The 21,616-nt window shown below is 57.2% G+C and carries 17 protein-coding genes; 10 read left to right on the forward strand and 7 right to left on the reverse strand.

Annotation, left to right across the window (positions count from 1 at the left end; translation table 11 throughout):
- Positions 1-57: 57 nt before the first annotated feature.
- The gene (locus NR195_RS19540) at positions 58-300 is read left to right on the forward strand and encodes a DUF1158 domain-containing protein (RefSeq protein ID WP_010253517.1); all 243 of its coding nucleotides are present in this window, start codon (positions 58-60) and stop codon (positions 298-300) included.
- Here NR195_RS19540 and NR195_RS19545 read toward each other — a convergent pair.
- Positions 290-1,726: a PLP-dependent aminotransferase family protein gene (locus tag NR195_RS19545; RefSeq protein WP_256844837.1), complete on the reverse strand. Its 1,437-nt coding sequence runs from the start codon at positions 1,724-1,726 to the stop codon at positions 290-292. The genes NR195_RS19540 and NR195_RS19545 overlap by 11 nt on opposite strands.
- Before the next feature lie 59 nt (positions 1,727-1,785).
- Here NR195_RS19545 and NR195_RS19550 point away from each other — a divergent pair, with 59 nt between their 5' ends.
- From NR195_RS19550 to NR195_RS19560, 3 genes are all read left to right on the forward strand, one after another.
- Positions 1,786-2,241, forward strand: a complete 456-nt coding sequence (locus NR195_RS19550) for a carboxymuconolactone decarboxylase family protein (protein ID WP_179257322.1) — start codon at positions 1,786-1,788, stop codon at positions 2,239-2,241.
- Between the two features lie 511 nt (positions 2,242-2,752).
- Positions 2,753-4,369, forward strand: a complete 1,617-nt coding sequence (mqo, locus tag NR195_RS19555; protein WP_022623958.1) for a malate dehydrogenase (quinone) — start codon at positions 2,753-2,755, stop codon at positions 4,367-4,369.
- A 126-nt stretch (positions 4,370-4,495) separates the two neighbouring features.
- Positions 4,496-6,880 (forward strand): phosphoketolase, encoded by a 2,385-nt coding sequence (locus NR195_RS19560; protein ID WP_256844838.1) that lies wholly within the window; start codon positions 4,496-4,498, stop codon positions 6,878-6,880.
- On the opposite strand, the gene NR195_RS19565 is transcribed toward NR195_RS19560, so the two are convergent.
- Entirely contained in the window at positions 6,877-7,464 is a 588-nt protein-coding gene (locus NR195_RS19565) for a LysE family translocator (RefSeq protein ID WP_031593770.1), read from the reverse strand. The genes NR195_RS19560 and NR195_RS19565 overlap by 4 nt on opposite strands.
- A 134-nt stretch (positions 7,465-7,598) precedes the next feature.
- Here NR195_RS19565 and NR195_RS19570 point away from each other — a divergent pair, with 134 nt between their 5' ends.
- Positions 7,599-9,086: a PLP-dependent aminotransferase family protein gene (locus tag NR195_RS19570; protein ID WP_256844839.1), complete on the forward strand. Its 1,488-nt coding sequence runs from the start codon at positions 7,599-7,601 to the stop codon at positions 9,084-9,086.
- Here the strand turns inward: NR195_RS19570 and NR195_RS19575 are convergent.
- A complete protein-coding gene (locus tag NR195_RS19575; RefSeq protein ID WP_010253536.1) occupies positions 9,053-9,676 on the reverse strand; it encodes a glutathione S-transferase family protein in 624 nt (207 codons plus the stop codon). The genes NR195_RS19570 and NR195_RS19575 overlap by 34 nt on opposite strands.
- A gap of 107 nt (positions 9,677-9,783) precedes the next feature.
- Here NR195_RS19575 and NR195_RS19580 point away from each other — a divergent pair, with 107 nt between their 5' ends.
- Positions 9,784-10,632: a PhzF family phenazine biosynthesis protein gene (locus tag NR195_RS19580; RefSeq protein ID WP_010253539.1), complete on the forward strand. Its 849-nt coding sequence runs from the start codon at positions 9,784-9,786 to the stop codon at positions 10,630-10,632.
- A gap of 44 nt (positions 10,633-10,676) precedes the next feature.
- On the opposite strand, the gene NR195_RS19585 is transcribed toward NR195_RS19580, so the two are convergent.
- Positions 10,677-11,435, reverse strand: coding sequence for an SDR family NAD(P)-dependent oxidoreductase (locus NR195_RS19585; RefSeq protein WP_132499623.1), 759 nt, complete (start codon positions 11,433-11,435; stop codon positions 10,677-10,679).
- Between the two features lie 115 nt (positions 11,436-11,550).
- Between NR195_RS19585 and NR195_RS19590 the strand changes: the two genes are divergently transcribed.
- The 3 genes from NR195_RS19590 to NR195_RS19600 all read left to right on the forward strand — a co-directional run bounded on the left by NR195_RS19590 (position 11,551) and on the right by NR195_RS19600 (position 15,119).
- Entirely contained in the window at positions 11,551-12,450 is a 900-nt protein-coding gene (locus NR195_RS19590; RefSeq protein ID WP_010253546.1) for a LysR family transcriptional regulator, read from the forward strand.
- A gap of 45 nt (positions 12,451-12,495) precedes the next feature.
- Positions 12,496-13,515, forward strand: coding sequence for an inner membrane protein YhjD (gene yhjD / locus NR195_RS19595; RefSeq protein WP_010671463.1), 1,020 nt, complete (start codon positions 12,496-12,498; stop codon positions 13,513-13,515).
- 272 nt (positions 13,516-13,787) lie between these two features.
- Entirely contained in the window at positions 13,788-15,119 is a 1,332-nt protein-coding gene (locus tag NR195_RS19600) for an MFS transporter (protein ID WP_256844840.1), read from the forward strand.
- Between the two features lie 517 nt (positions 15,120-15,636).
- Here NR195_RS19600 and ilvC read toward each other — a convergent pair.
- The gene (ilvC, locus tag NR195_RS19605) at positions 15,637-17,112 is read right to left on the reverse strand and encodes a ketol-acid reductoisomerase (protein WP_010253551.1); all 1,476 of its coding nucleotides are present in this window, start codon (positions 17,110-17,112) and stop codon (positions 15,637-15,639) included.
- 162 nt (positions 17,113-17,274) lie between these two features.
- Between ilvC and ilvY the strand changes: the two genes are divergently transcribed.
- Positions 17,275-18,156 carry an HTH-type transcriptional activator IlvY gene (gene ilvY / locus NR195_RS19610; protein WP_008926355.1) on the forward strand — a complete coding sequence of 294 codons (882 nt, stop codon included), beginning with the start codon at positions 17,275-17,277 and terminating at the stop codon, positions 18,154-18,156.
- Here ilvY and ilvA read toward each other — a convergent pair whose 3' ends face one another.
- Positions 18,157-19,704, reverse strand: a complete 1,548-nt coding sequence (gene ilvA / locus NR195_RS19615; RefSeq protein ID WP_031593765.1) for a threonine ammonia-lyase, biosynthetic — start codon at positions 19,702-19,704, stop codon at positions 18,157-18,159.
- A gap of 2 nt (positions 19,705-19,706) precedes the next feature.
- Complete coding sequence (ilvD, locus tag NR195_RS19620) at positions 19,707-21,557, reverse strand: dihydroxy-acid dehydratase (RefSeq protein WP_010253556.1); 1,851 nt, start codon at positions 21,555-21,557, stop codon at positions 19,707-19,709.
- Positions 21,558-21,616 lie beyond the last annotated feature (59 nt).

The following is a 21,616-nucleotide window of genomic DNA, read 5'->3' on the forward strand; positions in this document are numbered from 1 at the left end:
TGAACCGTGTCGCCGTTTACCGGAAAATGCCGGGCTGATAAATATGGGATACCGGTTATGAATAACCCTTTTGAAACGTTGATCGTGCCTGGTGGCATTTTATTGCTGGGCTTTCTCTCGGCGCTGCTGCTGCCCGCGCCCGCCTTTAGCGTGACGGTAGCGCAGCATCTGTTGCAGATGTTCCATTTGCAGGACCTGAATCAGCTCTATACGGTGGTGTTTTGCGTCTGGTTTTTGCTGCTGGGCGCACTGGAGTTTTTTGTTATCCGTTTTGTCTGGCGTCGCTGGTTCAGAGGCTGACAGCCTGCGCATCGACCAGCGCTTTTAGCCGTTCGGCACTGCGCGCATAACCTTCACGTGGCAGATGGGCCGCCCCCAGTAACAGGCCCGCACCGCGCTGATCCGCCTGCTGATACCAGATCGACAGCGGCGACGGTGCCATGCCCCACTCCACCGCCTGCTGCGCAATCACCTGATCCGGTGAACCGGCGGGTAAACGGAGAATCACCGCCAGCCCGGCGCGTTGCAGGTCAGGAAAGTGAGGATGCAGCGCCGCGATCATCTGCTCCAGCCGCTCATGATAGACGCGCTTCATGCGCCGCAGATGCCGCATAAAGTGGCCATCCCGCAGAAATTCCGCCACCGCGTTGTGCAGCAATCCGGAGGAGGCAGGCGAAAGCAACGCGCAGACCTCACCGAATCGGGCCATCAGCGCGGGTGGCACCACCATAAAACCGAGACGCAGTTGCGGCGTCAGCGTCTTGCTGAACGTGCCGATGTGCAACACCCGCCCCTGGCTGTCGAGCGCGGCCAGTGCCGGCGCGGCGCGATTGCCGGGCTGAAGCTCGCCGAGATAGTCATCTTCGATAATCCAGCGCTGCGCGCGGCTGGCCCAGTTAAGCAGGGCATGCCGGCGTGCCAGGCTCATCGTCATGCCAAGCGGCGCCTGCTGTCCCGGTGTGACCAGCGCAAAAGCGGCATCCGGCGCGCGAGCAATCCCGGCCTCAACCTGCAACCCTTCGGCATCAACCGGCACGGCAACCGGCGTGACGCGCAGCGCTTCAACCGCGCGACGCGCCACCCAGAATCCGGGATCTTCCAGCCATGCTGTTTTACCCTGAAAATTCATCGCCAGCCCAATCAGTCCCATTGCGCCAGCATAGCCGCTGGTAATAATAATCTGGTCCGCCTGACAGCGCAGGCCGCGTGCCACCGCCAGGTAGGCCACCAGCGCCTGCCGCAACGCTAAGCTGCCGCGGGGATCGGGATAGCTGGCCGGTCTGCTGACCTGCAGGCGCGTCTGACGCTGCAGAATGCGCAGCCAGACTTTGGCCGGGAATGCATCGCTGGCAGGAATGCCCATCTGGAAGGTCAGCGGTGGCGCTTCATACTCCTCTGCACCCTCCAGCAGCTGGCGTTCAGCCTCGGCATTGACCGGTTTTAACGGCGGTAATGGGCTGACGAAGGTACCCGCCGCGCCTCTGGCCTGCAGAAACTGACCATCAACCAGCATGTCATAACTGGCGCGAACGGTGCCACGCGCCACGCCGAGCTGAGCGGCCAGATCGCGGCAGGAAGGCAGACGTGCGCCAGGTTGTAAACGACCTTCACCAATCGCCTGTTCGATCAGCTGGCGCAGTTGTTCACTGAGGCCACGTGACGCGCCGCGCTGCAGTGTCAGCGTGGAAAGCGGCGATGGACCAGTCAGACTCTCATTTTTTGGCACTTTATCTGCTCCATTGAAAGGCTGAAAATCGCCTTATCAACCCTGAATGAGGCAATAAGATGAGCGAACGTATCGATTTTCACAGTGCAGCACCGGCAGGCATGAAAGCGCTGGGCGGCGTATACAGTTATCTGGCACAAACCGATCTGCCGCTCACTTTACTGGAACTGCTGTTCCTGCGCATATCGCAGATTAATGGCTGTGCCTACTGCATTGATTTACATACCAAAGCACTGAATAAAGCGGGCATGGGCTGGGATAAGATCGTGCTGACCTCGGTCTGGCAGGAATCCGGTACGCTGTTCAGTGATAAAGAGAAGGCTGCCCTGTACTGGGCTGAATGCCTGACCCTGATTGCTCAGCAGGGTGCGCCAGACGACCGCTATACCGCACTGAAAGCGCACTTCAGTGAAAAAGAGATTGTCGATCTGAACATCGCGATTGGTCTGATGAACACCTACAACCGCATGGCGATAAGTCTGAAAAAGTTGCCCGCCAGCGCCAGTCAGTCATAAGTGAATCCGATGCGTGCGCCGGTGTGCACGCATTTTCAGACTCACAAAAATGTAACATTATTTTTACACAAGCAGCCTTTCAGGCGCTCTGCTCCCGATTCCCGTTATTCCTTGCTGCATAATAAATCGCTAAATTTCAGCGGATTAAATAATTCCGCACGGTTCATATCCATTCCGTCGTTGCACCAGTATGGGGCTTTTCAGCAACATGCCATTTCCGTTAACCCACTGACTTCACACTAAAAAATCCCTAATACGCCGCTGGCCCTGATGATTAATTCTTATGCTGAATCATTTCTGCATTTAAAAAATAAACAAATGTTTAATTCAGATGCGAGAATGTTATATTCAGATGACAAAGCATAACGTGCAGTTAACGCGTTATTACCGCTTTAACCCTATACCTGAGACTTAACCTTTGAGAAATAGCGCAACGCGCTCGTAAGAAGCGTGACTATTTCGCCTGCAAAACTGTTGGGCTTCAGGTCAACAGAAGAGGAGATGTCGCCTCATGTGCAATTCAGCTGTAAACCTTGCGCTCGCGATGAGTGCCATGGCAAAGGACACCACTACTACCGCGCAGGAGCGCAAAGACGTTGACGTGCTGCTGATTGGCGCAGGTGTGATGAGCGCCACCCTTGGCGCGTGGCTGCAGGATTTAGAGCCGGACTGGTCCATCGAAATGGTGGAGCGGCTGGATAGCGTGGCCGAAGAGTCGTCCAACGGCTGGAATAACGCGGGCACCGGTCATGCGGCGCTGGCAGAGCTGAACTATACGCCTCAGCAGGCGGATGGCAGCATCGACATCTCTAAAGCGGTAACGATCAACGAATCGTTCCAGATTTCCCGCCAGTTCTGGGCTTATCAGGTTCAGAAAGGCAACCTGCGCAACCCTAAAAGCTTTATTCATAGCACGCCGCACATGAGCTTTGTCTGGGGTGACGACAATGTCGACTTCCTGCGCAAGCGCTTTAAGGCGCTGCAGAAAAGCACCCTGTTCCGTGGCATGGCCTACTCCGAAGATCCGCAGCAGATTGCCCGCTGGATCCCGCTGGTGATGAATGGCCGTGACCGCAGCCAGAAAGTGGCCGCGACCTGGACGGAGATGGGCACCGACGTGAACTTCGGTGAAATCACCCGTCAGCTGATCGCCTCGTTAGAGAAGAGGGCGAATTTCCAGCTGCGTCTGCGCCAGGAAGTGCGTGAGCTGAAGCAGCTCGCCGACGGTCGCTGGCAGGTGACGCTGCAGTGTCTGAACAGCGGCACGCGTCGCACACTGACGGCGGGTAGAATATTTATCGGTGCTGGCGGCGCAGCGTTACCGCTGTTGCAGAAGGCTGGCATCCCGGAAGCCAACGGTTACGCTGGTTTCCCGGTGGGCGGTTCATTCCTGGTAACGGAAAATCCGCAGGTCGTCGCGCAGCACATGGCCAAGGTCTATGGCAAAGCCAGCGTCGGTGCGCCGCCGATGTCCGTGCCGCACGTCGACACCCGCGTGCTGGATGGCAAGCAGGTGCTGCTGTTTGGCCCGTTCGCCACCTTCTCGACTAAGTTCCTGAAGCAGGGTTCGCTGATGGATATGTTCACCTCACTGAACAGCAGCAATATGCTGCCGATGGTGAAAGTAGGACTGAAAAGTTTTGATCTGGTGAAATATCTGATGGATCAGGTGCTGCAAAGCGATCGCGACCGGATGGACGCCCTGCGCGCCTATGTGCCGCAGGCGAAGCAGGAGGACTGGCGCTTAGTGACTGCCGGTCAGCGTGTGCAGATCATCAAGAAAGATGAGAAAGAGGGCGCCGTGTTACGTCTGGGCACCGAAGTGGTCGCCTCACAGGATGGCTCGATTTCAGCACTGCTGGGTGCATCGCCTGGCGCCTCTACGGCGGCACCGATCATGCTGGAGCTGCTGCACAAGGTCTGTCCTGAGCAGATGGCTTCGCCGGAATGGCAGAACAAAATCCGTGCGGTGATCCCATCCTGGGGACGTAAGCTGAACGGCGACGTAGCGCTGACAGAGAAAGTGTTAGCCGAAACCAGCCGGATTCTGCAGCTCGACTATTCGCCGGTTACCCCGATGGCAGCAAACGATGAAGGACGTGAAACCGCGTTCGTCGTCGGCAAATAATTCAGCGCCATTGATAAAAAGGCTCCGCACTGCGGGGCCTTTTTTATTGGCCGGTTACCTGGTCGATCCGGGCATTCTCTATTAGGGTTAAGGCATCTTTTAGCTGCACGATCAGGAGGAAACTGCATGTCTTACTCCCCTGCTTCACCGGAATTCACGCTGCTCGACCGCTACTGGCGGGCCGCAAACTACCTCTCCGTCGGACAAATTTACCTGATGGATAACCCGCTGTTGCGTGAGCCACTCAGGCCTGAACACATTAAACCGCGTCTGCTGGGTCACTGGGGCACTACGCCAGGCCTGAATTTTATCTATGCCCACCTCAACCGCGTTATCCGGAAGCAAAACCTGGATATGATCTACATCTGCGGACCAGGACATGGCGGCCCCGGCATGGTGGCGAATACCTGGCTTGAGGGCAGCTACAGCGAGATTTATCCGCACATCACGCAGGATGCGGCGGGCATGCAGCGTCTGTTCAAACAGTTCTCCTTTCCGGGGGGCATTCCCAGTCACGCGGCACCGGAAACGCCTGGCTCGATTAATGAAGGCGGTGAGCTGGGCTATTCGCTCTCCCATGCGTTTGGCGCGGCCTTCGATAATCCCGAACTGGTTGTACCCTGCGTGATTGGCGACGGCGAAGCGGAGACCGGTCCACTGGCCTCCAGCTGGCACGGCATTAAATTCCTGAATCCTGAACGTGACGGCGCGGTCCTGCCGATTCTGCACCTCAATGGCTACAAAATCGCCAACCCGACGCTGCTGGGTCGCAGCAGCGATGAAGATTTGCACCAGTTGTTCAGTGGCTACGGCTATGAGCCGCTGTTCGTCTGCGGGCATGATCCTGAAAAAATGCATCCGCTGATGGCGGAGGCGCTGGATAGTGCCTTCAGTAAAATCGCCGCTTATCAGCGCGAGGCGCGCCAGGGCAAAGCCACCACCGGGGTGCCGCGCTGGCCAATGATTATCCTGCGCAGCCCCAAAGGCTGGACCGGCCCCAAAACGGTCGACGGCAAGAAAGTGGAAGATTTCTGGCGGGCGCATCAGGTGCCGGTCGCGGCCTGTCGCGAAGATGAAGGACATCGCCAGATCCTTGAGACGTGGATGCGGAGTTATCAGCCAGACGACCTGTTTGATGAACAGGGTCGCTTAAAGCCGGAACTGCAGGCGCTGGCACCGGAAGGTGATAAACGCATGGGGTCTTCGCCTTATGCCAATGGCGGCCTGTTGCGCCGTGAGCTGGATGCGCCTGAACTCGCGGAGTTTGCCTGCGATGTCAGCGAGCCAGGCGCACAGATGGCGCAGGCCACTGAGCATCTGGGCCGCTATCTCAGCGTGCTGTTCCAGCGCAACCGCGATAATTTCCGCCTGTTTGGCCCGGATGAAACCGCCTCTAACCGCCTGACGCCGGTCTTCGACGTGACCAGCCGTACCTGGCTGGAACGTACTGAGCCTTACGATGAGCAGCTGGCGCGTGATGGCCGGGTGATGGAAATTCTCAGTGAGCATCAGTGTCAGGGCTGGCTTGAGGGCTATCTGCTGACCGGCCGCCACGGGCTGTTTAACTGTTATGAAGCTTTTATTCACATCGTCGATTCGATGTTTAACCAGCACGCTAAGTGGCTGAAAGTCTCGCGTAAACTGGGCTGGCGTAAGCCGATCTCGTCGCTGAACTATCTGCTCTCTTCGCACGTCTGGCGACAGGATCACAATGGCTATAGCCATCAGGATCCGGGCTTTATCGATCACGTTGCCAATAAAAAAGCGGACATTGTGCGCATCTATCTGCCGCCCGATGCCAATACGCTGCTGTGGGTTGGCGATCACTGCCTGCGCACCTGGGACCGCATCAATGTGATTGTGGCGGGCAAGCAGCCTGCGCCGCAGTGGCTGGATATGGCGAGTGCGGTAACCCATTGTGAAGCGGGCATGGGCGAGTGGCGCTGGGCGGGCACCACCCCAGAGCATGAGGAGCCGGATGTGGTGATGGCCTGTGCCGGTGATGTGCCCACCATGGAGACGATGGCGGCGGTGGATTTGCTGCGCGGTATGCTGACCGAACTGCGTATCCGCGTGGTGAACGTGGTCGATCTGCTGGCGCTGCAGCCGCAGGATCAGCATCCGCATGGCAAGTCTGATGCGGAATTCGACGCGCTGTTTACCCAGGATAAACCGGTGATTTTCGCCTTCCACGGTTATCCAACGCTGATACATCGCCTGACCTATTCGCGAACCAACCACCGCAACTTCCATGTTCGCGGCTTCAATGAAGAGGGAACCACCACCACGCCATTTGATATGACGGTGCTGAACGAGCTTGACCGCTATCATCTGGCGCAGGAGGCGATTCTGCGCGTGCCGGGCCTGGCCGATGCGCATCCTGAGCTGCTGGACGATCTGCAGGAGCGCATCGCTGAACATCATCGCTATGTGCGTGAACACGGTGAAGATGTGCCGGAGGTGCAGAACTGGAAATGGCCGTCGGCCACAGCACCAGGTGCACCCGATTAAGCAGCCAGCAAGGCGTCGGTCAGCATCCAGATGGTGGTCGCCACCAGCGACAGCGCCATCAGGCTGTTGAACAACTGACGCTTCCAGGCAATCTGCAGATGGCTGCGCAGGCGATCGCCCAGCGCAGCCCAGATCAGAATGCAGGGCAGGTTCAGCAGCATAAAGCCGATCATCACCGTCAGCACGCCGCTGCTGGCGCTGTACAACAGCGCCACATTGGTCGCCATCAGCCAGGCTTTGGGATTGATCGCCTGGAAACAGGCTCCGCCCAGCAGCGTCATGGGCTGCGGCTTGCTGCGCACTTCAGGTGCTGCCGCACGGAAAATCTTCCACGAGAGCCACAACAGATAGGCACAGCCTGCCAGCGTCAGCGGCAGGCGAATCGCCGCCATCCAGTGCAGTAAGACCTCCAGTGCGACGCCGGCGATCACCGTTTGCAGCGCACAACCTACCAGTATGCCAAACACCATCGGCAGCGTGCGGCGCATGCCGAAATTGACACCTGAGGTCGCCAGCAGCAGATTGTTCGGGCCTGGCGTAATCGACATGACGGTAACGTAACTGAAGAAAGAGGGATCGAGCATGGTGACTCTCCTGAAAACAGACAGAGTTCTATGCTACGGCGGGAAAAGGGATGGTAACAGTGACACAAAATCACTATTGTTATGGTTACAGTTCCCGTTAACAGCAATTGTACCCATCCAATCCGGAGGCTACTGTGTCCCTTGCTCCCACTTCCGATCGGCCTCTCTATCAGCAGCTGGCAGAGAGCTTCGCTGAGGCTATCCATCAGGGCACGCTGAAACCCGGCAAACGCCTGCCGGCGATCCGCCGCGTCGCCCAGTCACATCAGGTCAGCGTCAATACGGTACTGAATGCCTGGCAGTTGCTGGAAGATCGCGGGCTGATTGAGGCGCGTCCCCAGTCGGGCTATTACGTGCGCGGCGTGTTGCCCGCCGTGACCCGCCATGGTCAGCATAAAACCCGGGTACGCGACCCCAGCAGCAGCAAGCTCGACCTGATCGATAAGGTATTTGCGGCGCAGAACCATCCCGACTACATCAATATTTCCCTGGCCTGCCCCCAGGATAGCGAGCTGTTTCCTGCGGCGCGTATTGCCCGGATTACTGCCTCACTGCTGCGCCGTGATCCGAACATGATTGGGCGCTATGCGCTTCCGCCCGGTAGTGAGCGCTTACGGGAGGAGATTGCGCGACGGGCGCTGCACGCCGGACAGACGCTCACCGCCGATGAGATCACCCTGACCCACGGCTGCATGGAGGCGCTTCAGCTGGCGCTGCGGGCGGTCACGCAGCCCGGCGACTGCGTCGGACTGGAGTCGCCAACCTACTTTTTCCTCTTCCCGCTGCTGGCTTCACTGGGCCTTAAGGCGCTGGAAATCCCCACCGATCCGCAGCATGGGCTGTCGCTGGATGCGCTGGAGATGCTGCTTCAGGAGCAGCGAATTAAGGCGCTGATTGCGATGCCGAGCGCGCAGAACCCGCTGGGCTGCGGCATGTCGCTGGAGAACAAGAAGCGGCTGGCGAAGTTAGTGAATACTTACCACGTTCCGCTGATAGAAGATGGGCTGTATGACGAGTTACAGTTCGACTGGCCGCTCTCGCCCGCGGTAAAAGCCTTTGATCGCGACGGCTGGGTGATCTACTGCACCAGCTTCACCAAAACCGTGGCGCCCGATTTCCGTATTGGCTGGACCGCCGCTGGCCGTTTTCATGATGCGATTGCCCGACTGAAAGCGGTGTCGTCGATGGCAGAATCTGCCCTGCTCTCTGAAACGCTGGCGGAGTTTCTTGCTTCCGGCGGTTATGACCACCATCTGCGCACGCTGCGCCGTCGCTACGCGGCCAATCTGGATGAGGCGCGGGGACTGATCGCCCGCTACTTCCCGGAGGGCACCCGCGCGACGCTGCCGCGCGGTGGCTTCGTCTTCTGGGTCGAGTTACCGGGCGGCGTAAATACCACCGAGATGTTTGATCGGCTGCTGCAGGAGCAGATTTGCGTCACGCCCGGCGCGCTCTATTCGCTGAGCGAGCGCTACAACCATGCACTGCGCCTCTCCTGCTGCTATCCGTTTGATGCGCGCTACAGCTGGGCGATCAGACGCGCGGGCGAAATCGCCTGTGAACTGGCGGGAGTATCCTGCGGCGAGGCTCAGGGTGTACCGTTGCGGCCCCAGACGGTATAGCCGTGGCGTTCAGTCAGGCGTTCGTAATAGGTGCGTACCGCCGGATAATCAGGGTGTTCGAGCGGCGTTTCAAACCAGCGGTTCACCGCCAGACCAATCGGAATGTCTGCCAGCGTGAAATTACGTCCGGCAACGTAGCGACCGGTTTTTTCCAGCTGCTGATTGAGAATGCTCATGGTGTGTGCCCAGCCTTTGCTGGCCGCGGCCAGCAGACGTGGATCCTGATGAGCCGGTGAATTTCGCACCAGCGACATAAATGCGTAGCGCCATGAGGTGTTGAGTTCAGTGGACTGCCAGTCCATCCACTGATCGACAGGCGCACGCGTTTGCGGATGATGAGGATAGAGCCACTCGCCGCCATAGGCATTCGCCAGATAGCGCAGGATGGCGTTGGATTCCCACATCACAAAGTCATCATCTTTCAGTACCGGCACCATCGCATTGGGGTTGAGTGCCATGAATTCGGGCAGGTGCGTTGAGCGGAATCCGTCGCCCCACTCTTCGCGCTGGTAATCAAGGTCAAGCTCGTCACACAGCCATAATACTTTGCGCACGTTGATTGAGGAGGCGCGTCCCAGGATCGTTAGCATTCACAGTCTCCGGTAAAATCTTTAACTTATTGATAACGCTGTTAGCTGTTATAAGCAATCATCCGGCAGAGAAAAGGCCGCACTGAACCCAATCGCAAGGAGTCACCATGAAGGTCGCGTTTAAGCAAGTCGATGTGTTTACCTCAGCAGCCTTTAATGGCAATCCGCTGGCGGTGATTATGGATGCTCAGGGGTTGAGCGACAGCCAGCTGGCGGCAATTGCCCGCTGGACTAACCTGTCGGAAACCACCTTTGTGCTGCCGCCACAACATGAAGAGGCGGACTACCGGGTGCGTATTTTTACCGTTGAAGGCGAACTGCCGTTTGCCGGTCACCCAACGCTGGGCACCGCACACGCGCTGCTGGAGGCGGGCTGGCCAACCCGTACGCCGGGTGAAATCGTGCAGGAGTGCGGCGTCGGTAACGTGACGGTGAAGATTAATGAGACGGGCGGACTGGCCTTTGCCGCGCCAGCTGCCACCCTGATGCCATGGCAGGATGCGCTGATGGGTAACGCCTTAAACAGCGATGCATTCGATCTGACGCAAAGCCCCACCGTGGTGGATATGGGTATCCGCTGGCTGCTGGTGCCAATGGTCAGCGCCGAGGCCGTGCTGGCGCTGCAGCCCAATGTCAGCGATTTGCAGCGCCTGATTAAACATGCGGGTGTCTCGGGCGTGATGCCTTTTGGCCGTTTGCCCTCGGGCGAGCATGAACAGTATGAAGTGCGTGGCCTGCTGGTGGAAAATGGCAGCCTGACCGAAGATCCGGTGACCGGCAGCGCCAACGCCTGTCTGGCGCGTTACTTTGCAGCCGCAGGCCATACCACCTCCTATCGCGTGCGTCAGGGTACTGCCCTGCAGCGTGCCGGTCGGGTGAACGTAACCTTTAATGGTGAGACCATCTGGATTGGTGGTAATACCGTAACCGTCATCGATGGCACCATTACGCTGTAAAAGGCGGCGACGTCGCGGGGTGCTTTCCGCGACGCCACCAGCGGTTAAATCCCCTGCCCGCCTGAGGCTTCAATACGCTGAGCGGTGATCCAGCCGGTTTCGTCACTGAGGATCGCGCTGATGGCGTCGCCGATATCATCCGGTAGTCCGACCCGGCCCAGCGCCGTCAGCCCGGCAATCTGATGGTTAATCTCGGGGGTATCGCGTACCCGGCCACCGCCAAAGTCGGTCTCTATCGCGCCAGGTGCCAGGATATTGACGCGAATGCGCCGTTCGCCCAGCTCCTTCGCCTGATAGCGCGTCAGTACCTCCATCGCCCCTTTCATTGACGCATAGGTCGAGGAGCCAGGATAGATCAGCCGGGTCAGACCGCTGGAGATATTCAGGATGCGGCCACCGTCGTTGATCAGCGGCAGCAGCTTCTGGGTCAGGAAGTAAGGCCCTTTGAAATGCACATTAACCAGCGCATCAAATTCCGCCTCGGTAGTGTCGGTAAACGGCTTGTAGTGTCCGTGTCCGGCGTTGTTCACTAAATAGTCAAAGCGCTCCCGCTGCCACTGCTGTTGCAGTGCCTCTTTCACCTGGCCGACAAAGCGATCGAACTGACCGGTTTCGCCGACGTCCAGCGCCAGCGCCACTGCACGCCGTCCCAGCGCCTCAATCTCCTTCACCACCGTCTGTGCCTCATCGGCATGGCTGCGGTAAGTCAGGATAATGTCTGTCCCCCTGGACGCCAGTTTTAACGCGCCATTACGGCCTAAACCGCGGTTTGCACCGGTAATTAACGCCACTTTCTGATTCATCTCTCGCACCTGTTGAAAAATTGAACACAGGTTAAGGATATTCGCGAATTATTGATCTATAAACAGTGTTAAATGCGCATCACTGTTTCAATAAAAACAACAATCGGTGAACAACATGGACAAAATTCACGCAATGCAGGTGTTTGTGCGGGTGGCCGAAATGGGCAGTTTTACCCGCGCGGCAGAGAGTTTAGGTGTCCCTAAAGGCAGCGTTTCGCGGCAGATACAGGCGCTGGAGAATCAAATGGCAACACGTTTGCTGCATCGCACCACGCGCCGGGTGCAACTAACCCAGGATGGGTTGGTCTATTACGATCGCTGTCTTGATTTATTGTCGATGATTGACGATATGGACAGTCTGTTCCAGCACGAGCCTGCCTCGCTCAGCGGTAAGCTCCGGATTGATATGTCTGTGGCCATGGCCACCAGTTTTATCCTGCCACGGCTGCCGGAATTTTTGCAGCACTACCCCGGCGTAGAGATTGAGCTGAGCAGCAGCGATCGTCAGGTGGATGTGATCCGGGAAGGGTTTGACTGCGTAATCCGCGTCGGCGAGCTCAAAGATTCTGGCCTGATTGCGCGAAAAATTGGTACCCATACCTTGATCAACTGCGCCAGCCCTGGCTACCTTTCGCGTTTCGGCATGCCGATCCGGCTGGAAGAGCTGTCGCAGCATGCGATGGTGCATTACAGCCAGCAACTGGGTCAGGCCTCACCGGGTTTTGAATATTTTGATGGCAGGCAGTGTCACTATGTTCACACCGGCGGTGTGGTCACCGTGAACAGCACCGAAACCTATCGCGCCGCCTGTCTGGCGGGGTTAGGCATTATTCAGGTGCCAGCCGCCGGGATTCAGACATTACTGGAAAGAGGCGAGCTGGTAGAAGTGCTGCATCGCTTTCCCGCCAGACCGATGCCGATCCACCTGCTCTATCCGCACCGGCGCAATGTGGCGCGTCGCGTGCGGGTTTTTATGGAGTGGCTGAGTCAGGTGTTACAGGAGTACGTCACCTGAGCGGCTATACTTTGATTTTAATGATAAACAGGACAGTGAAGGTCTATGACAGACAAGCAGGAAAACCCGCAGGATACGCAGCCGCAAAAGCCACTTATCGATATTAAAACCGGCAACGAGACGGTTGATCATTCGATAGTGCGCGTGTCGCGTTTTGCCGCCTGGTTTCAGGCGATCCCGGCAGTGGCGCATTTTATTCGCGCCCTTGACCGCTTTAATGATCGGCTCGGCAGCCAGTTTGGCGCGGCCATTACCTATTTCTCTTTTTTATCGCTGATCCCCATTCTGATGGTGTCGTTTGCCGCCGTGGGTTTTGTGCTGGCATCGAACCAGGATCTGCTGACCGATATCATCAACAAAATCGTCAGCAGCATCAGCGACCCGACGCTGGCCACCACGCTGAAGAATACGGTAAATACCGCCATTCAGCAGCGTGCCACCGTGGGTATTACCGGTTTACTGCTGGCGCTCTACTCCGGTCTTAACTGGATGGGTAACCTGCGCGAAGCGATTCGTGCCCAGTCGCGCGACGTGTGGGAACGCAAACCGGATGACAAAGAGAAGATCTGGAAGCGTTATATTCGCGATTTCCTGTCGCTGACCGGTCTGATGCTGGCGCTGGTGATTACGCTGTCGCTGACCTCGGTAGCCGGTTCGGCGCAGGCAATGATCGTCAGCGCACTGGGGCTGGATGGCATCGACTGGTTACGGCCCGCCCTGACCATTATTGCCACCTCGATTTCCGTTATGGCTAACTATCTGCTGTTCCTGTGGATTTTCTGGATCCTGCCGCGTCATAAGCCGCGTAAGAAAGCACTGTTCCGCGGCACTCTGCTGGCGGCAATCGGTTTTGAGGTGATCAAGTTTGTGATGACGCTAACGCTGCCGAAGCTGGCGACCTCGCCTTCTGGTGCGGCCTTTGGTTCCGTGCTTGGCCTGATGGCGTTTTTCTACTTCTTCGCCCGTCTGACGCTGTTCTGTGCGGCGTGGATCGCCACCGCCAAATATAAAGACGACCCACAAATGCCTGAAGCGGGCAGCGCGTCACGACACAAATCATCGTAATCCGTTAACAACAGCGGAAAATATTACCCCTCGGCTATTTTTTAACCAGATAACAGGATGAATAGCTGAGGGGTCACTTTTATTTAGCCCTTTCGTAGAGTATCCCGCCAGATATCGTCCGGATTACCCCGGTATCACCCGACATTCGTCGCACCTCAGAAATTATCCTCTTTTTGCCCGCTGAAGCCAGACGCGGCGCGGGTTTTCTTCATTGAATGCGCTCTGGCAGATGCGTAAGATTCTTTGTCTGTATTTACAAATAAGAAACAGTTATGCAAGCCTCCCTCACAGACACGCTCGACAAACAGCAGGATCCCACGCCGGTTAACTCACGCAGTAAAGTGGTGATTGCCTCGCTGGTCGGAACGGCCATCGAGTTTTTCGACTTTTATATTTATGCCACTGCTGCGGTGATTGTTTTCCCGCACATTTTCTTCCCGCAGGGTGATGCCACGGTCGCGACGCTACAGTCGCTGGCCACCTTTGCTATCGCCTTTATCGCGCGTCCGATTGGCTCCGCCGTGTTTGGTCACTTTGGCGATCGCGTGGGTCGCAAAGCCACGCTGGTTGCCTCGCTGCTGACCATGGGGATCTCCACCGTGGTGATTGGTCTGCTGCCCGGCTATGAAACCATCGGCGTGATGGCTCCGTTGCTGCTGGCGCTGGCGCGTTTTGGTCAGGGACTGGGACTGGGTGGTGAATGGGGCGGCGCAGCGCTGCTGGCGACGGAAAATGCCCCGGCGAAGAAGCGTGCGCTTTACGGCTCCTTCCCTCAGCTGGGTGCGCCGATTGGCTTTTTCTTCGCTAACGGCACTTTTCTGCTGCTTTCGTGGCTGCTGACCGACGAGCAGTTTATGCAGTGGGGCTGGCGCGTGCCGTTTATTCTCTCCGCCGTGCTGGTGCTGATCGGCCTTTATGTGCGCGTTTCGCTGCATGAGAGTCCGGTGTTTGCCAAAGTACAGAAAGAGAAGAAGCAGGTTCGGGTGCCCATTGCGGCACTGCTGAGCAAGCATCTGACCGCCACCATTCTCGGCACCTTTATCATGCTGGCGACCTATACGCTGTTCTATATCATGACCGTCTATTCGATGAGCTACGGCACCACGGCAGCACCGGCCGGTCTGGGTATTCCGCGTAATAGTATGTTGTGGATGCTGATGCTGGCGGTGATTGGCTTTGGAGTGATGGTGCCGATTGCCGGTTTGCTGGCTGACCGTTTTGGTCGCCGCAAGACGATGATTACCATTACGCTGATGATTATCGTGTTTTCGTTCCTGTTCCCGGCGATGCTCGGTTCCGGATCGCAGGCGCTGGTGATGGCGTTCCTGTTGCTGGGTCTGAGCATTATGGGCCTGACCTTTGGTCCGATGGGCGCCCTGCTGCCGGAGCTGTTTCCGACCGAAGTGCGTTATACCGGCGCATCGTTCTCTTATAACCTCTCATCGATTCTGGGTGCCTCTGTTGCGCCTTATATCGCGACCTGGCTGAATGCGCATTATGGTTTGCAGGCGGTGGGACTTTATCTGGCGTCGATGGCCGTGCTGACGCTGATTGCATTGCTCGCTTGTAAAGAGACGCGTAATCAGACGCTGTATGACGTTTAATCCGGCTGGATGAAGGTCAGTGAAAACCCGGCGGCTGCCGGGTTTTTTTATGGAGCAGGCTCACAGAGTACAACCGCTCTGAAGGGCTAAACAATATCAGGCGACAGGCTCAGGGAGCATACGCCTTAAGCGGGTTAGCTTTCTGTTTGAAAAAACCGGACCTCGCTGAAAGGCGTATTGATATTGGCAGCAATAAAGAAGCTTAAGGGCACAGGGAATACGGTCAGAAGAGGAAAGCGTCCCGCGCCAGGGACAAAAACGCCGGGAGCGTTTTTGAACAACGCAAAGCGTTGGCCCGGAAACGGGCGCACCTCAGGGATGAGGTGCGTAATCGCGCGGGCCGAGCATGCCATGGATGGCGGTTTTGCGTCTTTCCGATCTGACCGTATTCCATGTGCCTGCACTGTCTCACAGCAGTGCAGGCACTAACTTACAATCGGCCTTGCCTGGTATGGTTCATCAACAAAAAACCCCGGCAAGCCGGGGTTTGTTTTGCTGAAAACTGTGATGACGGTAATTAGCCCGCGACAGCGATACGCTTCATGTCGGTCATGTAGCCACGCAGCTTACGGCCAACGGTTTCAATCGGATGCTGGCGAACCGCTTCGTTAACGTCACGCAGCTGCGCGTTATCAACCTGCGTGCCTTCTACCGCTTTACCCAGATCGCCTGGCTGCAGCGTGGTCATGAACTCTTTCAGCAGCGGCACCGCGGCGAAGGAGAACAGGTAGTTACCATATTCGGCGGTATCGGAGATCACCACGTTCATTTCATACAGGCGCTTACGGGCGATGGTGTTCGCGATCAGCGGCAGCTCATGCAGTGATTCGTAGTAAGCAGACTCTTCAATGATGCCGGCGTCTACCATGGTTTCAAACGCCAGCTCAACGCCCGCTTTAACCATCGCAACCATCACTACACCTTTGTCGTAGTACTCCTGCTCTTCGATTTTGCCTTCATACTGTGAAGCGGTTTCGAACGCGGTCTGGCCGGTCTCTTCACGCCAGGTCAGCAGGTTTTTATCATCGTTAGCCCAGTCCGCCATCATGCCGGAAGAGAATTCGCCGGAGATGATGTCATCCATATGTTTCTGGAACAGCGGTGCCATGATGGTTTTCAGCTGCTCTGACAGCGCATAAGCGCGCAGTTTAGCCGGGTTAGAGAGGCGATCCATCATCAGTGTGATGCCGCCAAACTTCAGTGATTCGGTGATGGTTTCCCAGCCGAACTGGATCAGTTTTTCTGCGTAAGCCGGGTCAGTGCCTTCAGCCACCAGCTTGTCGAAGCAGAGCAGTGAACCAGCCTGCAACATGCCGCACAGGATAGTCTGCTCACCCATCAGGTCAGATTTCACTTCAGCAACGAAAGAGGACTCCAGCACGCCAGCACGATCGCCGCCAGTTGCTGCTGCCCAGGCTTTGGCAATCGCCATGCCTTCGCCTTTTGGATCGTTTTCCGGGTGAACCGCGATCAGCGTCGGTACACCAAAGCCACGTTTGTACTCTTCACGAACTTCTGTACCCGGACACTTCGGTGCCACCATGACCACGGTGATGTCTTTACGGATGCTTTCGCCCACTTCAACGATGTTGAAACCGTGCGAGTAGCCCAGCGCAGCGCCATCTTTCATCAGCGGCTGAACAGCCTGAACTACAGCGGAGTGCTGCTTGTCTGGCGTCAGGTTTACCACCAGGTCAGCCTGCGGGATCAGTTCTTCGTAGGTGCCCACTTTGAAACCGTTATCGGTCGCTTTGCGCCATGAAGGGCGTTTTTCCGCAATTGCTTCAGCACGCAGTGCATAGGCCACATCCAGACCGGAATCACGCATGTTCAGACCCTGATTCAGGCCCTGCGCACCACAGCCAACGATAACGACTTTTTTGCCTTTCAGGAAACTGGCACCATCCGCGAATTCATCGCGCGCCATGAAACGGCATTTACCTAATTGCGCCAGCTGGTTGCGCAGGTTCAATGTGTTGAAATAGTTAGCCATGGGTACTCCGGTAAGGTTGTGTTTGCTTTTTTTGTTCAGGAACGGCGTGTCATGCAGCGCCGCGAATGACCCCATCATATGACAGGAATTCTGTTGCTTAAATTGATATATTAACAACGTCACATTGCAATAAATGCAACACCACCCAGAGGCGACGCGCACATGGATTTACGGGATCTGAAACTGTTTCTTCATCTGGCAGAAAGCTGCCACTTCGGACGCACTGCGCGTGCTATGCACGTCAGCCCTTCCACGCTGTCACGCCAGATCCAGCGGCTTGAAGAAGATGTCGGCCATGCGCTGTTTCTGCGCGATAACCGCACCGTGACGCTGACAGAAGCGGGCGAACGCCTGCGCCAGTTTGCCCAGCAGACGCTGTTGCAGTATCAGCAACTGCGCCATGTGATGGATCTTAACGGTCCGTCGCTCAGCGGCGAGCTGCGCCTGTTCTGCTCAGTGACGGCGGCCTACAGTCATCTGCCGCCCATCCTCGACCGCTTTCGCGCTGAACATCCGCAGGTCGAAATCAAACTGGATACCGGCGATGCCGCGGATGCGGTGGAAAAAGTGCACTCCGGCGATGCCGATCTGGCCATTGCCGGCCGTCCTGAAACGCTGCCCGCCAGCATTGATTTTATGCCACTGGGGCTGATCCCGCTGGTGCTGATCGCGCCTGCACTGCCCTGTGCCGTTCGTACTCAGGCAACACAGCCGCAGCCCGACTGGTCAAAAATTCCGTTTATCCTGCCGGTGCAGGGACCGGCACGGCGACGTATCGATCTCTGGTTCCGCCGCCAGCGCATCCCGAATCCGGTGATTTACGCCACGGTCTCGGGGCATGAGGCGATTGTTTCGATGGTGGCGCTGGGCTGCGGTATCGCACTTTTACCGGATGTGGTGCTGGAAAACAGCCCGGACCCGGTGCGTAACCGTGTGCTGCTACTGGAGAATATTGACTCGGTTGCGCCGTTCGAACTCGGCATCTGCGTGCAAAAAAAGCGGCTCGGAGAGCCGCTGATCAGTGCTTTCTGGAGCCAGCTATAATCAGCTGCCTGACAGGAAGAAGCGGAACGCCGGGTTCTGGCTTTCGTCATGAAAGTCGTAACCCAGATCGGTGAGATGCTCTTCGAAGCGTGGCTCATCGCTGCCAAGTTCAAAAGCGGCCAGCACACGGCCATAATCGGTGCCGTGGCTGCGATAATGAAACAGCGAGATATTCCAGTGGGTGCCCAGCGTTTGCAGGAACTTCAGCAACGCGCCGGGTGCCTCCGGGAATTCAAAGCTGAAAAGGCGTTCACGCAGTGGTTTAGAAGGGCGTCCGCCCACCATGTAACGCACGTGCAGTTTCGCCATCTCATCATCCGAGAGATCGACCACCTGATAACCGCCGCTGGTGAGCTCGCTGATGATCTCGCTGCGCTCTTCCACGCCACGCGTCAGTCGTACGCCAACAAAGATGCAGGCTTTGTCCGCATCGGCGTAGCGGTAGTTGAACTCGGTAATCGACCGTCCACCCAGCGTCTGGCAGAAACGCAGGAAACTGCCCTGCTGTTCCGGGATCGTTACGGCCAGCAGCGCTTCACGCTGTTCGCCCAGCTCGCAGCGCTCAGAAACGTAGCGCAGGCCGTGGAAATTGACGTTGGCCCCGGATAACACATGCGCCAGCCGCTCGCCTTTGATCCCGTGCTGCTGGATATACTTTTTCATGCCCGCCAGCGCCAGCGCGCCAGAGGGCTCCGCCACAGCACGGACATCTTCAAACAGATCTTTCATTGCGGCACAAATGGCATCGCTGTCGACGGTGATGATGTCATCGATGTATTCCTGACAGAGCCGGAAGGTTTCGCTGCCAATCCGTTTCACCGCCACCCCTTCGGCAAACAGCCCGACGCGCGGCAGATCGACCGGATGACCCGCCTCCAGCGCTGCTTTCAGGCAGGCTGAATCTTCTGACTCCACCGCAATCACTTTGATTTGCGGCATCAGCTGCTTGATCAGCACCGCGACGCCGGCTGCCAGACCTCCACCGCCAACCGGGACAAAGACCCGGTCGAGATGCGCATCCTGCTGCAGCAGCTCCATCGCCAGCGTGCCCTGTCCGGCTATGACGGCCGGATGGTCAAACGGCGGCACGAAGGTGTAACCGCGCTGTTCAGAGAGTTCTATCGCTTTGGCTTTCGCCTCGTCAAAGTTGGCCCCGAACAGGAAAGCCTCACCGCCAAATGCGCGCACCGCATCAACCTTGATGTCTGCCGTCGCCAGCGGCATCACAATCAGTGACTTGATGCCCAGCTTAGTGGCGGAGAGCGCCACGCCCTGCGCATGGTTACCGGCTGACGCCGTTACCACGCCGCGCGCTTTCTGCTCTTCGTTCAGACCGGCAATCATCGCGTAGGCACCGCGCACCTTAAAACTGTGCACCGGCTGACGATCTTCCCGCTTCACCAGAATGGTGTTGCCGAGACGCGATGAGATTTTTTCCATAACCTGCAGCGGCGTCACCTGTGCCACTTCATACACCGGTGAACGCAACACTGCGCGCAAATACTCGGCGCCACAAGGCGCCTCGGGTAGCGGTTGAGACTCGGCCATCGTTAGCCTCCCAGCTTGCTCTTATCGCGGACGGCGCCTTTGTCAGCACTGGTCGCGAGTAATGCGTAGGCACGCAGCGCAAAGGAGACTTCACGCTGACGATTGACCGGCGTATACGCCGCATCGCCACGTGCCTGCTGCTCTTCACGACGGGCGTGCAGTTCGTTATCCGGTACGGCGAGTTTGATACCGCGGTTAGGGATATCGATTTCGATGGTGTCGCCATCTTTGACCAGCGCAATGGTGCCACCGTTGGCTGCTTCAGGCGAGGCGTGACCGATAGAGAGGCCCGACGTACCGCCAGAGAAACGACCATCGGTGATCAGCGCGCAGCTTTTGCCCAGCCCCATCGATTTCAGATAAGTGGTCGGATAGAGCATCTCCTGCATGCCTGGCCCGCCTTTTGGACCTTCGTAGCGAATGACGACCACATCGCCCGCAACGACTTTGCCGCCCAGAATCGCTTCAACGGCGTCATCCTGGCTTTCATAGACTTTGGCCGGACCGGTGAAGGTCAGGATCTCTTTGTCTACGCCCGCAGTTTTTACGATACAGCCATCTTCCGCAATGTTGCCGTAGAGCACGGCCAGACCGCCATCCTGCGAGTAAGCATTTTCACGGGTACGGATACAGCCTTCGGCACGGTCATCATCCAGCGTGTCCCAGCGGCAGTTCTGTGAGAACGCCTGAGTGGTACGAATACCCGCCGGACCCGCGCGGAACATATCTTTTACCGCCTGATCTTTGGTCAGCATGATGTCGTACTGATCCAGCGTTTCACGCATGGTCTGCTGCAGGATATTACGGGCGCTGCTGTCGAACAGGCCGGCACGATCCAGCTCGCCGAGAATGGCGAAGACGCCACCCGCGCGATGCACATCTTCCATGTGGTATTTCGGGGTACTTGGCGCCACTTTACAGAGCTGAGGCACTTTGCGTGACAGGCGATCGATGTCGGAGATATTAAAGTCGATATCGCCTTCCTGTGCGGCTGCCAGCAGGTGGAGCACGGTGTTGGTGGAGCCACCCATGGCGATATCCAGCATCATGGCGTTCTCAAAAGCGGCCTTGTTCGCGATGTTACGCGGCAGCATGTTGACATCATCCTGCTCGTAATAGCGCTTGGTCAGGCTTACGATGCGCTTACCGGCATTGATGAACAGCTCTTTGCGATCGGCGTGCGTAGCCAGCAGTGAACCGTTGCCAGGCTGCGACAGACCGAGTGCTTCAGTCAGGCAGTTCATCGAGTTGGCGGTGAACATACCGGAGCAGGAGCCGCAGGTCGGACAGGCAGAGCGTTCGATCTGCTCACTGTCGGCATCGCTGACGTTCGGGTTGGCACCCTGAATCATCGCATCTACCAGATCCAGCTTGATGATCTGGTCAGAAAGCTTGGTTTTACCCGCTTCCATCGGTCCGCCTGAAACGAAGATCACCGGAATATTGAGGCGCAATGACGCCATCAGCATACCCGGGGTGATTTTGTCGCAGTTAGAGATGCAGACCATGGCGTCGGCACAGTGGGCGTTGACCATGTACTCGACCGAGTCAGCAATCAGCTCACGCGACGGCAGTGAATACAGCATGCCGCCATGACCCATGGCAATACCGTCATCCACCGCAATGGTGTTGAACTCTTTAGCCACACCGCCTGCCGCTTCGATCTGCTCGGCGACAAGTTTACCAAGATCACGCAGGTGAACGTGGCCCGGCACAAATTGGGTGAATGAGTTAACCACAGCGATAATCGGCTTGCCGAAATCGTCGTCGGTCATTCCTGTCGCGCGCCATAAGGCACGGGCACCCGCCATATTGCGGCCGTGGGTGGTGGTGGCGGAACGGTACTTAGGCATACTCTATTTACTCCAGTAAGAATAAGCTCGCGGACGTCAGATGACGCCCGCGCTGTATC

It is taken from the genome of Pantoea sp. Ft-CA_14 (assembly GCF_024520875.1).
Taxonomy (GTDB): Bacteria; Pseudomonadota; Gammaproteobacteria; order Enterobacterales; family Enterobacteriaceae; genus Pantoea; species Pantoea agglomerans.